The 17,686-nt window shown below is 34.5% G+C and carries 10 protein-coding genes; 4 read left to right on the forward strand and 6 right to left on the reverse strand.

Annotated features, from left to right (window positions below; genetic code table 11):
* Window positions 1-79 precede the first annotated feature (79 nt).
* The gene (locus P8H68_RS06000) at window positions 80-826 is read left to right on the forward strand and encodes a TerB family tellurite resistance protein (RefSeq protein WP_300322474.1); all 747 of its coding nucleotides are present in this window, start codon (window positions 80-82) and stop codon (window positions 824-826) included.
* Window positions 827-1,232: 406 nt separating this feature from the next.
* Window positions 1,233-3,845: a DNA mismatch repair protein MutS gene (mutS, locus tag P8H68_RS06005; protein WP_300322475.1), complete on the forward strand. Its 2,613-nt coding sequence runs from the start codon at window positions 1,233-1,235 to the stop codon at window positions 3,843-3,845.
* Window positions 3,846-3,906: 61 nt separating this feature from the next.
* Here mutS and P8H68_RS06010 read toward each other — a convergent pair whose 3' ends face one another.
* A complete protein-coding gene (locus tag P8H68_RS06010) occupies window positions 3,907-5,736 on the reverse strand; it encodes a hypothetical protein (protein ID WP_300322476.1) in 1,830 nt (609 codons plus the stop codon).
* A gap of 184 nt (window positions 5,737-5,920) precedes the next feature.
* On the opposite strand from P8H68_RS06010, the gene P8H68_RS06015 reads away from it, so the two are divergent.
* Together P8H68_RS06015 and P8H68_RS06020 are read left to right on the forward strand one after the other, a co-directional pair.
* Window positions 5,921-6,556, forward strand: coding sequence for a trimeric intracellular cation channel family protein (locus P8H68_RS06015; protein WP_300322477.1), 636 nt, complete (start codon window positions 5,921-5,923; stop codon window positions 6,554-6,556).
* The gene (locus P8H68_RS06020) at window positions 6,553-7,008 is read left to right on the forward strand and encodes an RNA methyltransferase (RefSeq protein ID WP_300322478.1); all 456 of its coding nucleotides are present in this window, start codon (window positions 6,553-6,555) and stop codon (window positions 7,006-7,008) included. Before P8H68_RS06015 ends, P8H68_RS06020 begins: the two co-directional genes overlap by 4 nt.
* 1 nt (window position 7,009) lies before the next feature.
* On the opposite strand, the gene pbpC is transcribed toward P8H68_RS06020, so the two are convergent.
* The 5 genes from pbpC to P8H68_RS06045 all read right to left on the reverse strand — a co-directional run.
* Window positions 7,010-9,295 (reverse strand): penicillin-binding protein 1C, encoded by a 2,286-nt coding sequence (gene pbpC, locus P8H68_RS06025; RefSeq protein WP_300322479.1) that lies wholly within the window; start codon window positions 9,293-9,295, stop codon window positions 7,010-7,012.
* Between the two features lie 83 nt (window positions 9,296-9,378).
* Window positions 9,379-14,922 carry an MG2 domain-containing protein gene (locus P8H68_RS06030; RefSeq protein ID WP_300322480.1) on the reverse strand — a complete coding sequence of 1,848 codons (5,544 nt, stop codon included), beginning with the start codon at window positions 14,920-14,922 and terminating at the stop codon, window positions 9,379-9,381.
* 97 nt (window positions 14,923-15,019) lie between these two features.
* On the reverse strand, window positions 15,020-16,285 hold the full coding sequence (locus P8H68_RS06035; RefSeq protein WP_300322481.1) for a mechanosensitive ion channel domain-containing protein: 1,266 nt from the start codon (window positions 16,283-16,285) through the stop codon (window positions 15,020-15,022).
* A 131-nt stretch (window positions 16,286-16,416) separates the two neighbouring features.
* The gene (locus P8H68_RS06040) at window positions 16,417-17,136 is read right to left on the reverse strand and encodes a 3-ketoacyl-ACP reductase (protein WP_300322482.1); all 720 of its coding nucleotides are present in this window, start codon (window positions 17,134-17,136) and stop codon (window positions 16,417-16,419) included.
* A 5-nt stretch (window positions 17,137-17,141) separates the two neighbouring features.
* On the reverse strand, window positions 17,142-17,686 hold a 545-nt coding region (locus P8H68_RS06045; protein ID WP_300322483.1), incomplete at its 5' end, for a Dabb family protein.

The raw sequence follows: 17,686 nt of genomic DNA on the forward strand, positions 1-17,686 counted from the left end.
TCTTTAAGACTATCTTAACTTTATTTAAAATAGCTAGTACAACATAAAAGGTATCTTTGTGTCTTAAATTTTTATAAAAATGGCAAGTTTTACAAAATGGTTGGGTGCCGGATTGGGATGGTCTTTTGGAGGTCCTATCGGTGCTTTATTAGGATACATCGTCGGAAACGCAATAGATGGATTTTCAAAAAAAGACATTCAAGATTTTAGAGAACAAGCTAGTCATCATGACAACGTTACCCATTCTGGTGATTTTGAAGTAAGCTTGTTAATCCTTTCTTCTTTTGTAATCAAGGCAGATGGTAAAATTGACCAACGTGAATTAGACTTTGTAAGAGCCTACTTTGTTAAAATGTATGGAAAAGACAGAGCAAATCATGCTTTCAGATTATTCAAAGGAATTATAAAAAGTAATGATGTTTCGGTGCGTCAAATTTCTTTACAGATCAGACAGCAAATGCAGCACGCTTCTCGTTTGCAATTGGTGCATTATTTATTTGCATTAGCAAAAGCGGATGAAATTGTCACTCCAGATGAATTGGATATGTTGCATAAAATAGCAGGGTATTTAAGTATCAATCCTCATGATTTTGAATCTATCAAAGCCATGTTCTACAACGATTCTGAAAGCGCTTATAAAATTCTAGAAATTGAGAAAGCCGTAACTGACAAGGAAGTCAAAGCAGCTTATAGAAAAATGGTAAAAAAACATCATCCCGACAAAGTGAAACATCTGGGAGAGGAACATGTCAAAGGAGCTCAAGAAAAATTCTTAAAAATTCAAGAAGCTTACGAACAAATCAAAAAAGAAAGAGGACTGTCATAGTCCTCTTTTTTTTTGGTCTTATTATTAAATGTTTTACGATCCTCTTCAAATTAAAAGGTTGTTATGAACTAACATTTAATTTCAACTTTCAATAATTATATTTTCAAAATCTTCATAAAAGCAGCTTCACCCAATCAAAAGTTCATTTCACCGATAGAATCATGTCGTTCACCTAAATTAACAAAGAACTAAAACTAATATGTCTTAATTTTACATATGTAATAGTTAGGCTATTACATCTTTTTCATAGCAATTTTCCCTCTTTAATTCTTAATTAAAGAGGGTTTTTTATGTTTCGAACTTCCTTACCGCAGAACAGTGTAATTTTAGACTCCACATCTGAAAGTTTTGCACCACATAAGCAAAAAACGTAAATTCGCACTTCACAGCATAAAAAGCATATATCTTGGCGAAAACGAAAGCAAAAAAGGAAACTCCTTTAATGAAACAATACAACTCAATCAAGGCAAAATACCCTGATGCGATGTTGTTATTTAGAGTTGGTGATTTTTATGAAACCTTTGGAGAAGACGCCATCAAATGTGCTCGTGTTTTAAATATTACGCTTACCAAAAGGGGAGCCGGAAGTGAAAGTGAAACTGCACTTGCAGGTTTCCCTCATCATTCACTAAACACCTATTTGCCTAAATTGGTAAAAGCTGGGATGCGTGTTGCTATTTGTGATCAGTTGGAGGATCCTAAAATGACAAAAAAGATTGTAAAACGTGGGGTAACGGAATTGGTAACACCTGGAGTTTCTTTCAATGATGAAGTTTTGCAATCCAACAGCAATAACTTTTTAGCCGCCGTTCATTTTGGTAAAAAAATTGTCGGAATTTCTTTTTTAGATGTTTCCACGGGTGAGTTTTTTACAGCACAGGGTTCTGCCGAGTATATTGATAAACTATTGCAAAACTTTCAACCAAGTGAAGTTTTGATACAAAAACAAAATCGTCTTAAATTCAATGAGGTTTTTGGAACTACTTTTCATACTTTTTATTTAGACGATTGGGTTTTCCAAGCGGATTTTGCCAATGAAAGCTTGACCAACCACTTTAAGGTAAATTCATTGAAAGGATTTGGTATTGATGATTTACAAGAAGGGATTGTTTCTTCAGGAGCGGTACTTTATTACTTATCCGAAACGCAACACAACAAAATTGAACATATTGCCTCTATCCAGAGAATTCAAGAGAACAATTATGTTTGGATGGATCGCTTTACCATTAGAAATTTAGAATTATATGCGTCTACTGAGGCCAATGCTGTTACCTTATTAAAGGTGATTGATAAAACCATCTCCCCTATGGGAGCACGCCTTTTAAGACGTTGGTTGGCATTACCTTTAAAAGACATTGAACAAATAAAAAAACGTCAGGACATCGTTAAATATTTAATTGACACCCCTGATTTCTATGAGTTAGTTACATATCAAATAAAGCAAATTAGCGATATTGAAAGATTGGTTTCTAAAGTTGCCACAGGAAAAATACATCCTAGAGAAGTTATCTTTTTGAAGAATTCTCTAAAAGCAATCCTTCCAATAAAAGAAGCTGCTGAAAAAAGCAGCAACAGCTCTTTAAAAAACATTGGAAAACAATTAAATGACACCAAAGAACTTCGAGAAAAAATTGAGGCTACTTTGTTTGAAGAAGCTCCTGTGAACATCAACAAGGGAAATAGTATTGCCGCTGGAGTTTCTAAAGAATTAGATGATCTAAGAGCCATTTCGACTTCAGGGAAGGATTACCTTGACAATATGGTCCAACGTGAAGTGGAACGTACGGGGATCAGTTCTCTTAAAATAGCTTTCAACAATGTTTTTGGCTATTATATTGAAGTTCGAAATTCTCATAAAGACAAAGTTCCTGAAGAATGGATTCGTAAGCAAACTTTAGTAAACGCTGAACGTTATATCACTGAAGAATTAAAAGAATACGAAACCAAAATTCTTGGTGCTGAAGAAAAAATTGCAAAACTAGAACAAGAGATTTATTCAAAATTAATTCAATACCTAACGCGTTTTATCAAGGAAATGCAATTGAATGCACAACTAATTGGACAAATTGATTGTTTGAGTTCTTTTGCAACCATCGCCACAGAAAACAGTTATGTACGACCTTTATTAGATGACACTACAGATCTTGAAATAAAAAACGGACGTCATCCTGTAATCGAAAAACAGCTTCCCGCGGGAGAAGAATATATTGCAAATGACGTGGTTCTGAACAGAACTTCACAACAAATTATCATGATTACCGGACCTAATATGTCGGGTAAATCGGCCATATTACGTCAAACCGCCTTGATTGTATTATTAGCACAAATGGGAAGTTATGTCCCTGCTCAGAATGCAAAAATAGGAGTTGTAGACAAAATCTTTACAAGAGTTGGTGCTAGTGATAATATCTCTATGGGAGAATCTACATTTATGGTAGAGATGAATGAAACGGCTAGTATTCTAAATAATGTTTCTAATAGAAGTTTGATTTTATTAGATGAAATTGGAAGAGGTACCAGTACTTATGACGGGATTTCTATTGCTTGGGCAATCGCAGAATACATCCATGAACACCCAACAAAAGCCAAAACTTTATTTGCTACGCATTACCATGAACTGAATGATATGACCAATACCTTTGAGCGCATAAAAAACTTTAATGTATCTGTCAAAGAACTGAAGGATACAGTTATTTTCCTTCGTAAATTAGTTGCAGGAGGTAGCGAACACAGTTTTGGAATCCATGTGGCAAAATTAGCTGGAATGCCAACACAGGTGATTCATAGAGCTAATAAAATGCTGAAGCAATTAGAAAAAAACCATACCGGAGAGGATATTAAAAACAAATTAAGTGCAGCAAAAGAAGAAGAGGATTTACAACTCAGTTTTTTCAAATTAGATGATCCTTTATTAGAAGATATAAAAGAAGAGATTTTGGCAACTAATATTGACACCTTAACCCCTATCGAAGCATTGATGAAGTTAAATGAAATCAAAAGAATGTTGACCAAAAAATAAAAAAGCTAAGTGATATGTTTTAAAAACATACCACTTAGCCCATATTCCTTAAGTTCTATGATTAATCTAGTTTCTGAACTTGAAGAATTGCAGAACTGATATGCCCTCCTTGATCTTCAAACTTTACAGAAACCTTATTTTCTCCATTATTTAAGTCTTCAATATTTACTGGAATCTCTAGCGTTCCAAAAAATTGTTTTCTATTATGCTGATCGTATCCTCTGATAACATCTGTAGTTATAGTAACTTTTTTTCCATTGACCAAAACAATAGGATTAAGAGATGCTCCATTTTTCCTTCCAACTCCCAAACGCAAAGTAGCTTTTCCTTTCGCAACTTTTACATTCTTAAAACTAAAACCAATTTCTTTTGAAGCAACAATGGGTGTTACGCATTTTTCTGCATAGTATTTTTTACTTCTAATAGTATTTTCAAATTCTATTTTCTTTTTAAATTGGTATTTTAAAACAACCGTTTCCCCATAAGCCAACTTCAATTTTTGTGGAGCAGATTTTGTTTCTTTAACATTCAAGTCTGGCGTTTTGTCTTTAAAAATTTTCAGCCTTTTAACCTCAACTTTCTTTAAATTTTTAGAATCTAACAAGGCTAAATCAACCTCTTGAGTATCATCATTTAAATTATTCAATACTACAAAAAGTTCCTTTCCATCAACAAAAGCTTGTGTTTGCACATCGATATTTGAAGAACTAATCGCTACTCTATCCCCTTTTACATCTTTCCAAATTTCAAAAAAGTACTTTCTAGGTGTAAACTCCCATTTTCCCGATTTGTTTTGTGCCCAAAGAGAGGCTTTAGAAAAACGAAATGTTGGTTTGGATTTTCCTGTTGTGAATGGAATTGTCAATGCGATATCATCACCACGTTCCATAAAGTTCATCACCATATGAATTTGTGACCGTACCGCTTGAGAATTTTCAATAGGCTCAAAATTCGGTACATTTGGAAATCCAGGTTGATCTTGCACCAAACGACCATATTCCGTAATCGCAATAGGTTTCACCTTTCCTAGTTTCGCATAACTATATCCTTCTATTAAATCCAAAATAGCCTCCGAATTAGAGCCGGATCTTCTACCTCCTTTATTATTTACATTTCCACTTCCATCATATAAATGAACTGAAAACATATCCATATCGGCTCCAGCAATATCTATAAATTTTTTATAGCGTGTATTCCAAACAGAAAAATCTTTTCCTTCAAACTCTGGATAAGCAGAGGCGTAACCAATCACATTCATATTTTTTAATTCCGGAGCAGCATGCACTCTTTGTCCCAAAATTTTATGAAACTCACACATTTTTGTAATGATCTTATCAATCTTTTCTTTGTCGTATTTCTTATTATTTTTCTTTGGATAAAAATCGTTTGCATGCACCATTGGTTCATTAAATGGCTCAAAAAACTGCGGAACATTATCCTCTTGGTATCTATAAAAATCTACCGCAAACTGCGCTGCTTTATAAGAGAATTCCGTTACATCCTCAACACTATAATCAACATCTTTTTTATAAAAAACATAGCCTGCTCTCCCAGAATCAACATGCCCTTGTACCTCCCTAACACCACTGTGTATTTTCTTGACATGGGGTATTTTTCCATTTTTCAAACGTCCCATTGGATTCCACAATCCTCGTGATCCTTTATAGTCTGATCGAATATTATACTCATAAATAAATTTAGAAAAATCAGCATCTGACTGTTTAAATTTTCCATGAATATTAAAATAGGTGTCACGATTTAATTCTGAAGTCTCCCCAATAAATCGTTGTGTTTTATGATCAATTGTAATTTTTGTTTGAGCAGAAAGCGATCCAAATACCATTATTCCTGTAAGTACTATTCCTTTTCTTAAAATACTTTTCAATTTCATGTATACCTTCATTTAATAGTTACCAAACAAAATTAACAAAAAGAGAAACTTAACCCTAACAAATCAGCTATTCGTGATATGGATAAAAACATCTGTTGTATATTTATACATCTCATACCGAACAAAATAAAAACAGCGATTAAGAATCAGTTTTTGATCAGTTTAAATTTAATCAATTATTCTTATGAACACAGAAGAACCTTTAAGCATGATTGTCAATCATATCAATGTTATGGGATCATTTGCTTTTGCTATTTCCGGAGCACTAGTTGCGCTTCGAAATAAACTAGACCCTTTTGGTGTATTAATTGTTGCCTTCTTAACAGCTGTTGGAGGAGGAACTATAAGAGATATGTTGATCGCAGATAGAGATGTCTTTTGGCTATTTGATACAAATATTATTTACGCCATACTTGCAGGAGCATTGACAGCAATGATTTTTAGAAGTAAACTTCAATTTTTTCAAAAACCTATTTTTTTCTATGATGCCATTGGACTTGGTTTGTTTACCATAACTGGTGTTCAAATTGGAATAGACTATGAGTTAAATGCATTTATTTGTGTTTTATTAGGTACTGTAACGGGTGTTTTTGGAGGAGTCCTGAGAGATGTTATTGTAAATGAAATTCCGGTCGTTTTCCAAAAAGAAATATATGCCACAGCGAGTATCTTTGGAGGTGCTTTATATCTACTTCTGATCTATCTAAAAATACCGAATCCATATTTACAAGTCATCCCAATTATATGTATTATTGCAACGAGAATTATAGCAGTAACCTATAATATTTCTCTCCCAAATATTTATAAAAACGAACAATGATTGATAATTTAGAACAAGGTTTTTTTGGAATTGGTATTCAGAATGGGAAAACACCTGAAAACCTTGGCGTACTGTGGAGATCTGCTCAAAACATGGGTGCTAGTTATATTTTCACTATTGGAAATAGATATGCAAAACAAGCCTGTGATACTCATAAAGCTGTAGGTGCGATGCCATATTTTCACTATGATACCTTTGAAGAATTTTACAAACAACTGCCTAAAGGAGCTATGTTGGTAGGTGTTGAATTGGATGACAGAGCTGTTCCTCTTGAAACTTTTGAACATCCAAGAAGGTGTGTCTATTTATTAGGTGCGGAAGATCATGGAATGTCTCGTTTAGCGATAGAAAAATCACATCATTTGGTAAAGTTTGACACGCCTATGAGTTTGAATGTATCCGTAGCAGGTAGTATTGTGATGTATGATAGGAGAATGAAGAAGTTTGAATAACTCACTTCAAAATCTCCACAAACAACTTACGCTCATTACCCAAAGCATCAACCACTGTAATGGTATGTTTTCCTAAGGTAGTCGCAACAGATTTCTCGTGTATACTTTTCGTTTCACCCATAAATTGCTCGTCCAAATACCAATAGACAATTGTTTCAGGAATATTGTGAGCTAGCTTCATAACCAATTCTTTTTTTGCGCCATCAAATCCTTTCGGTAAGTATATTTTCGCTTTATTTTTTGGATACACAAAATCCATAATCCGTTTCTTCTCTCCCAAGCAATCAATTCTAAAACTAGGCAAAGGTTTGTAAAATGGGTTTTTCTTTTTAAAATAATACTCCATCAATGGGGGCAATACAAACCAACTTTTATGCGTGACATCTACAATATCTTCACAAGAGGAATTTACCTGATAATCTTCATTTTTATCTAAATGCACCCAATAATGATAAGGACAAGGCTCTGTATCTACACCCTTTTGCTGTACCATTATCGTATCTTTAACCGGACATATTTCCTTTGCTAAACTCCCACTTTCTTTACACACAATAACCTGTTCCAAGGTATTATATGGTGTCGAAAACCAGTTCGACTTTGGTAACAGATCAAACATATCGAACATAACAGGTCCGGCTGTTGAAACTCCTAACAAACCAGGTCTACCTTCACCATCTGCATTCCCTACCCACACTCCTACCACATAATCTTTTGTACTTCCAATTGCCCAAGCATCTCTATAGCCAAAACTAGTTCCTGTTTTCCATGCAATTTCTTTAGACGAATCAAAAAACTCCCAATTCTCGGCACCTGTTGGTCGATTGACTTGCTTCAATGCTTCATAGGTCAGATACATAGATCCTGCATCAAAAATTGTTTTTTGTTTAGAAACCTTACCAAAATCCACGGATTGATTCTGTCTAAAAATTGGCTCTGTAAATTCATTCGCATAATATTTTCCAGAAGTTCTCGAATAATGATTTATGGTTCCCGAAAACCCTGCATAAACTCTACATAGGTCCCATAAATTACTCTCAGCCCCTCCGAGAATCAAGGTCAAACCATAATGACCCGAATCGTGTTTCACATCTTTTAATTTCAATTGTTTGAGGTATTCATAAAACCTACTCAATCCAAATTCTTGTAACATTTTTACCGCTGGAATATTTAAAGACCTAGCCAAAGCTCTACTAGCAGGAACAGCTCCGTCATACTCTAAACTGAAGTTTTTTGGGTTATAAGATGCTATTTCTGTAGGAACATCAGGGATTAAAGTGTTGGGTAAAATCTCCCCTGAATCTAACATCGCCGCATATAAATAAGGTTTCAACACACTCCCGGTACTTCTAGGCTTATGCATCACATTCACATTTTTCTGATGCTCTTCATCTGTTGGAGTATTCCCTACATAGGCCAAAACTTTTCTGGTATGCACATCTAATATCAAAACAGACATATTATAAACTTCATTCTGTTTTAAATTCAAGTAATGTCTTTTTACAATTTCATTTGCATTGACTTGTAATTGATTTGGTATACTTGTTTTAATAGAATTCCCACTGTTTTTTGCTGCCAAATACTCTAATAAATGGGGTGCTTTTGAAGGCAAGACATGCGGTTTTACAGGCAATTTTTCTTGAATCGCAAGACGGTAGGTAATAGAATCAATTATCTTTTGATGCAATATCTTTTTTAGCAGTCTGTTTCTTTTTACAAGTAACCTATCATGGTTTTTTCCCGGGTAAATGAGGCTTGGAGCGTTTGGAAGAACTGCCAATGTTGCATTCTCTGCCCAAGACAATTGATGTGGAGAACGTCCATAATAACGCCAAGAAGCCGCCTCAAGTCCAACAACATTCCCTCCAAAAGGAGCATTGGAAGTATACATTTTTAATATAGACTCTTTGGAAAAACGCAACTCTAGTCTTGTCGCTAAAACAAGCTCAATCAACTTTTCAATATAAGTTCTATTTTGCCCTTTTCTAGACAAACGAATGACTTGCTGTGTGATGGTACTGCCTCCTCTTTTGACCCCTGATTTTGTGATATTTCCCCATAGGGCCTTTCCTATTGAAACAGGATTAAAACCAATATGTTCATAAAAATAGGCATCTTCAAATTGTAAAATACAATGCTCAAATTTATAAGGAATACTATCGATATCAGGAAACCTCCACTGCCCATCATCCGCTATTTTTGCTCCTAAAAGCACACCTTCTCTACTTTCAATCACCGTAGATTTTGGGTTCTTAAAAATATCAGCCGGCAATGCAAAATAATAGCCCACTAAAAGCAAAAAGCCAAGAAAAAAGAAGACTCTCCTTTTGGATATATAACGCGACAAGATCTGGTACAAATTTCTTTTTTCTATCACTTCACAACTTCAATCCACTGCCCTTTTGTTCTAGAGAAGTAATCATTATCATACATTGCCTCTGCCTGAACTCCAGGTAAATAATATTTCCCTAAGTACGAAGCATTCAATCGAACTGTAAACGTCTTTACTTCATTTCTCTTCATTGAAAAATAAAAATTAACACGGTCATCTCTAATGTCTGTATAATCACATTGATTATCTGTAGCCTCTCCAAAATCAGTAAATCTAGTATTGACAATCTCCCATCCTGATGGAAAAATTTGGCTCAATGCTATATCATTAACCCTTTCTTTATTAGGATTTGTAATTGTTACCATGGCTACAAAATCAGTTCCTTGTCTAAGCTTCTCAAAAGAAACAGGATTCCCTTTAGAATCTACATACTTTACAAATAACTTGAAATTTCTAGTTACTGGATTTTCGGTTCCCAATGATAATTTTCCAGAATTCACTATCCTCACAAAACATGTGTTTCCAATATGGTTGGTTATAGAGAATTTATTTGGTGTAGTTTCTAGAACCTTCAGCTCTCGTTGTGCAACAGTACTTTTTGTTACAATTAATTCTTCTTTTCCGTTAATTGTATAACTTAAATTCAAATCTTTCCCTCCATTTTTTATTACCATTTTAGCCATAGAAAGCAAACAATAGGCAGTTGTCTGTGTACTCATCCAATGTTTAGAAGACAATCTATTTGCAATAATTTTTGCCATTTCTGTGACTTGAGCATCCTCCATAAGCAACATAGTTTCCATTGCCATGGCTCTATTTCTATAAGTTGACCCATAGGTATAATAATCTCTTTCTTGATTTTCAAATACTATAGAAGCGGATGCCATTAATTTTACTGCAGCTTCCTTTTGTCCTGCCAAAGCATAAGCGGCTGCCAATCTCCATTTTGATACGTTAGAAATTTTAGGATACTCTCGCAGTCTATTCATCGCTGCCAAATCAGGTTCGCCGGCAAGTGCTAACGTATACAATCTATATGCCTGTGTCATTCCTGAATTCCAATACTTATAACTAGACCTCCATTCTCTCGCGGCTTGTTTTTGATACTTCAACCAATTACTCATAAAGGTCAAAGGCAATGAATAACCTTTTTTCTGAGCTTCTATCATAAAATGTCCTGCATAACTAGTACCCCAGTCACTCACATAATTATTCCCAATCCAATAAGACAAGCCTCCATTTGGCAATTGAAAATCACCTAACCTTTCTATTCCATTTATAATATTCGATTTTATTTGAACCTTTTTATCCGATGTAATATCAAATATATCTTCCAAAAATAATTGAGGGAATACACTAGAAGTAGTTTGCTCTACACATCCATGTGGATATCTGATTAAATACTCCATTCTTGAAGAAAAATTCATAGGAGGTACGGTAGAAATTTCAACATCCACCTTATTAGTTCCTTTTTCGCCAAGACAAGAGAAATCTGCATTTAATGTTTCATTGGCTCCAACCTCAAGATCTATAAATTTACTTGTGTTTGGGTTCGGATTCACAACATCAATTTCAATCTCCTGTGTAGATACCTCTCCATTACTTTTTGCTATAACTTGAATATTTTCAACCCCTTGTCCTTTTAGAACTTCCAAATCAAAATAGACCATTTTCTCGTCTGGTGCATCAAAACGAACAATTTTTTTATACTGACCAATAATTTCAATTCCATCTGTAATTTTCAAACTCACCTCAACATCCTTCACGGCATCTTTCATCGCAAAAACAGTTACTGGCAAGGTTACTTTCTCGGTTGGACTTAATTTTCTAGGTAGTGACGCTAAAACCATTAGAGATTTTCGCACAGGCACTGCTTTTTCAGCTTTTCCATAAGCCTCTTCTGCATTATCTGCAGCCACTACCATGGCCCTAACAGAACCAATATAGTTTGGCATTTTAATTTTATGATTTTTGGCCTCTCCTGCTTCTAAAACAAAAGGCCCAAGAACCGTTACAACCGGTTTGAATCTATTGGCTTTGGTTGCTTTTTTGTTCTTTCCATCTTCATCTCCTCCAATGGCAAAAACTTGACTAATCGCTCCTCCAAAAGCCCCCATGACATCATCAAAAATATCCCAAGTTCTAACACCCAAAGCTTCACGTGTATAAAACACATTCCACAAATTAGGGGTTTTATATCGTGTCAAATCCAAAAGACCTTCTTCAACAACCGATAGAGAGTATGTCATTCTTTTTCCAGAAGCCTCACTCACTTTTACTTCATAATCAGCTTCTGGTTTCAACTCCTCCTTCATCGAAATGACGGGTTGTAGTTTTGTATTTTTATCTATAACCACAATTGGAATTACTCCATACAAACGCAACGGCAAATCATTCTGAGTTGTTGCATGCGGTTGTAGTAAGGAAATATTTACAAATACGTTTGGAGACATCTCTGGAGTAATTGTAATTCTTGCTTTGGTTTGACCTTTATTGGTCTTTACCCACTGCGTTTCTAATACTTCGGCTCCATTCTCAACGCTTATCAAAGCATTGCCTTCAGCACCAGAAGGAAAAGTGATTTCTGCAACGTCACCAACATTGTATTTTTCTTTGTCTGAATTAAACACCAACATGGTTGCTGCCTCTGAATTTCCCTTGCTAGAATTTGACCACCAATTTCTAAAAAAGTAAGCCGTTCTACCTGTAGAATGTCCACTTACAGGATCAGTAATACGAATCAAATAACGACCACTTTTTCGATCTGGTATATTGACTTGAGCTATGGCAGTTCCTCTTTCATTGGTGCTAACTTTTAGTGTTTTATACAAATACCTGTGCTCTGAATTTACATAAGTGGCAAGATTATCAGAGTTAGAACTCCACCACCAAGACCATCTAATTTCATAAATTTTTACAATTAAATTTTTTCTTGCTATAGGCTCTCCCTTATGGTTTACTGTTGCCAAAGAGAATGCTATGTTTTTATCCGTTTCATAGGAGTTTCCATATCTTTTTGACTCAGGAGATTTCATCCCTACAAAGGATTTAAATGGAGCGATATCTTTTGTCACAACATCCGATGAAAAATCGCCACCATTTTCAAATACACGTGTTAAAAAAGTAGCTTTTAACTTTCCTGGAGCTGTGTTTTTTAAATTTATCTTCTTGTTTATTTTGGCCTTCCCAAAAGCATCTACCTTTCCTTCAAAAACAGTCAGCTCTTCCGTTTGAAATTCTTTTATTGGATCTTTAAAAACATATCCAGGAAAATTATCGAACCCTTTAGAGGAAGCAGACAATTTCATTTTCACCTCCGTTTTCAAATTTTTCGCAATCGCGCCATGCAGCCACTTTACCTCAGCTTCTGCTTTAACAGGTAATTTTGTTGATAGCACCTCATCCTCAAAATTGATATTAATTTTCAGTCGGTTTGGCTTCACCGTTTCCACTTTTAAGGTTTTATAAAAAGTAGCTCCACCAACTTTTACTTTCGCATTCCAATTTCCCGTAGCATCTGAATCTGCAGTTGGAATATCAAATCTGAAAAAACCATTGACACCATTATTTTTTATGGTTTGGTACTTCAACTTCCCATGTGGATCTGTAACTTCAATCTTTACAGGATGGCCGGATGGAAGTGGGTTGTCTGTGTCATTTAACACAAAGAAAGTATGAATCGTATCTCCAGGTCTCCAAACCCCTCGTTCTCCGTATAAATATCCTTTTAAACCTTTTCTTATTTTTTTTCCTGCTACATTAAACTTACTTAAGGATAAAGAATTCCCATCATTTAATTTCACATAAGTTTTACTTGCTCCTGACGAAACAATGGCAAAAGCAGCCTTTGATTTGGACAGAATAGTTGCTATTCCCTCTCCATTGGTATCTGCATTGGCAATTAATTGTTTTTGATAATTGTACAATTCTATATGTGCATTTGCTAAAACATTAGTGCTAAGAATATCAGTAACGGCAAAGAAATATGAATTTCGAACACCTTTTTTTACAATGACACCAACATTGGAAGCTAATATATTGGCTCCTATCTTTTTTCCGCCATAAAAATAAGACTCCGAACATGGATTATTTCTATCTCTCCAATTGTAATCATAATCTTCATCATAATAGTAATAATGTGAATCGAAAGAATCCCAATAAGCATTCTCTCCTTCTAACTCATTTTCTTTCTGAATCGGATCTTGTTCAGGAATTTGATAATTCTCCGTAAGTGGACTCCCATCACAACCATACAAAGAATATGATTTTCTAACCGAAAGCTCTATACGATACACAGCTCCTTGATCAGCCCTGATCAACGACTGCAGATCTACCGCATAATTTTTCCATTTTCCATCATTGTCAATATCATTTTGAACCAATGGAATGGTTTTTTTCAAAATACTTCTTCCTGAAGCTTTTAAATTATTTCTATTGGAAGTTTTTAAATCATCTCTTTGCAACAAACTTAAAATATTTGTTGTGTAGAGTTTGATCACGTTCACATCTACCGCCTTTAAATTCACAGCTTTGAAATTAAATTTCAAATTCTTAGAATCCGGTAATATCAGTCCATTAGAAATCAAATGTATTTGAGGTTTTAGCTGCTCAAAGGTTATTGCTTCAGAAAAACGTTTGTTTAACCTATATCCATTTTCATTTTTAATCCCACTAAAAACTGTCACATTTACCTTACCAGCTACTCGATTGCTAGGATATACCTTTAATAAATTCCCTTCAACAACGTATTTTAATTTGTTGGCATTTTTAACGGTTACCAAACCTTTCAAATTCTGACTTTTCAATAGAGGATCTGAAAAATTAACACACAGATGCTGCTCTGGTGATTGACGCACATAAATGCTTAAAACAGAAAAATTATTCTTCCCTGGGATTTTTACCTTTTTTGTTCCCTTATTGTCAGCTACTCCAATAGGTTTTCCATCCCATTTAACCTCCATCTTAGAATCTTCAATGCCTCGTTCAATACTATCAATTACAAATTCGAAATATGTGTCTTTTTTTTCCTCTGTATCGTACCAGTTTATTTTTAATTCTTTCCCTTCTTGCGATGCATTTATCAAAGCTTTTGCTTGCATTAATGTAATCACATCCGCAGAGACCACCTGACCTTTTACATATTGAGAAGATTGAGTATGAGATTGTACATCTTTCAGTTTTATTGAAAAATTCGGTGTTTTTGTTTTAAAATAAAAATGAAAATTCTCGTACTCCTTTCCAACATTTTCATACAGCTTACTCAACTGTAATTTACATGCATATTTTTGCTTGGATTTCAAATCCTCCTCAGGAGTGAATAGTAACGATTTTTTACTTGTAAGAATTAATTTCCCCTTTACAGAAGGAGTCAATTCTAAAATAGAAGTTGGTATTTCTTGTCCGACTTCAAAAAGAGTAACATCTTTAGAAAGATACACCTTGACGGGAGCTTCCTTAGAAATAACTCCTCTGGTAGTACTATAAATAAAATTTTTAAAGTTTGATATTGGTGTTTTTACGGGTGCTTGTTGCTCACAGGCAATTACCAACACCAGCAATAGACTGAGGCATATCTTTTTAATCATCGAACAATTTTTCTGTATTAGGCTAGTAAAGATACCCAAATTTCTCATGCATCTGTATTAGATACATTTAATATCAAAAATAATAGAAAATCTCTTTCTAAGATTTCAATCTTTTAAAATCTGACCCCGTAGGATTTTGAAAAACTTCCAATTCAAATTCTGGAACCGCTGCCAATAAGTGGTCGAACATATCAGACATAATCCCCTCATAAATCACCCATTCTTTTCTTGTACTAAAAGAATAAATTTCAATAGGCAAACCATTTTCTGTAGGTGCTAATTGACGTACCATACAAGTCATATCTAAATTGATATCTGGAATGTTTTTAACATATGCTTCAGCATAGACACGAAACACGCCAATATTAGTCAGATGCCTTCCGTTGATCAGATGTGTTTTATCAATATTGTGCTCTTTATTATAGCTTTCAATATTATTCCCTTGTTCTCGAATATAATTTTCTATCAACTGAAATTTTGAAAACCTTTCTAGCATTTCTTTGGTACAAAAAGAAACACTACTAATTTTTATATGCAACGATCGTTTGATTCTTCTTCCACCGGATTCCGACATTCCTCGCCAGTTTTTAAAAGATTCCGAAATAAAAGCATAGGTAGGTATTGTAGTCACCGTTTTATCCCAATTCTGAATTTTTATGGTGGTTAATTTCATCTCAATCACATCTCCATCAGCCCCATAATTTGGCATTGACACCCAATCCCCGAGTCTAACCATATCATTTGCTGCCAACTGAATACTGGCCACAAATCCAAGAATTGTATCCTTAAAAACTAATAGTAACACAACGGTCATTGCTCCCAAGGCACTAAAAAAGTACAAAGGTGATTTGTTTAATAAAAAGGAAAGCACTACGATAATTCCAGTGATATACACCCCAATTTTAATCAGCTGAAAATAACTATCTAAAGGATTGTCTTTGAAAACTTTTTTTGTCTCTAAATACATTTTTAAAGTATTCAAAAAACGAACTAAGACAATAATAAAAATGATAGAAAAATAAGCATTGATCAATCGAAATATATACGGAATCAATTTGGGAAAATCATGGAACACATAGGGCGTAGCCGCATATATTATGATGGCAGGAGCGATATGAGCCAAATTGGTGAAAATTCTATTTTCTACTAAAATATCATCCCAGGTTGTTATGGTTTTTCTAGCAATAGATTCTATAAAACCAAGTAGTATTTTTTTGACAAAAAAATCTGCAATAAAAGCAATTAGAACAACAGCAAAAGATAAAACTAACAACTCTATCAATTGAATTGATTTGGGTTCTGCACCCAGATTCAACAACCATTCTGTCAACCAATCCATTGTTATTTTATTCACTTGTTCCATTACTTTTTCAATTTTTATTTTCCAACCAAATATAGGAAAACCAAGAAAAGGAACCCTATGAAAACAAGAAAACTACAATAGGCAATATACCCATTGTAGTTTTACAACAAACTTAAACAGTCCTTAAAGAATCAAGGATTTGTTGACCATAGTGCTGCACCTTTTAACATTGCTCTTCTCGGAAGCTTCAAGCCCGCCAAAATCAAATCAGCAAAATCTTCTGGTTGCAATACACTATCTTGAGAATTTTTTGCAGCAATTCCAAGTTCAACTGTCATGTCAGACTCTATAGTACTTGGTGTAAGCGTGCAAACTCTAATATTATTTTTACGAACCTCTTTCATCAAAGACTCGGACATTCCGATAACAGCAAATTTTGAAGCAGAATATGCAGAAATATTTGGATTTCCATTCAAACCTGCTGTGGAAGAAACATTGATAATATCTCCTATATTTTTTTCTATTAAATAAGGCAATACTTCTTTGGTTACATGGTACATACCCATCACATTGGTCTGGATAATTTGAGTCCACTCCTCTACAGGCATTTCATTAAATGAACCAATAGAAGCAATTCCAGCATTATTTACTAGAATATCTATAGTTCCTAATTCTGTAATAATTTCCTTAATTGCTGTTTTTACCTCAGTATAGACGCCCACATCAAACACAGCATAAATAGCCGTTACTCCCAAAGCTTTCAATTCGGCAACAGTTGCTTTCAAAACCGCTTCATTTCTACCGGTAATGGCTACATCTATTCCTTCTTTCGCAAAAGCAAGTGCTGTTGCTTTCCCTAAACCTCTACCTCCTCCGGTAATTAAAGCTTTTTTATTTTTTAAATTTTCCATTGTATTTATTTTTTTGTCCAGTAATCAAATACAAAAACGTCCGCTAATAAAGGCCCTACTTTTTTCACTAAAGCCTGGTGCTTCTCATGAAACAAATAAACTTCTCGTCCGTGAACATCATTAAATGTCAACGTAAAAGTATACTGCAACCCTTTGGTATGCCCTTCAGTACTGTCGTTAGCCCCCCATTCTAATTTAGAAATTTCTGGAATTTCATTTTTTAAATTTTCGAAAAGAGCTAACGCACCTTGTACCTCTTCTTCACTTGACGTGTCTTTAAATTTTAAACTTACAATATGTCTTAAAACCTTCCCTTCGTTTTCTTTCTTTTCAGAAGCGATTTTATATGCCACTAATTTTTTCAAGCCAAATCTAAAAGACCCTGCTACTAAATAATCAGTATCATTTAAAGTAAGTGAGTGCAATCCATAATAGATAGAATACCCTGTTTCTAAATAATTAACCGGACTTAACACACCGTCTTCAGACAGTTTACACAGTTGAATACTTGCATCATCTCTAGTACCTACAGCCAACAAAGCTTCGTTAT

The organism is Flavicella sp. (assembly GCF_029238425.1).
Classification (GTDB): Bacteria; Bacteroidota; Bacteroidia; order Flavobacteriales; family Flavobacteriaceae; genus Flavicella.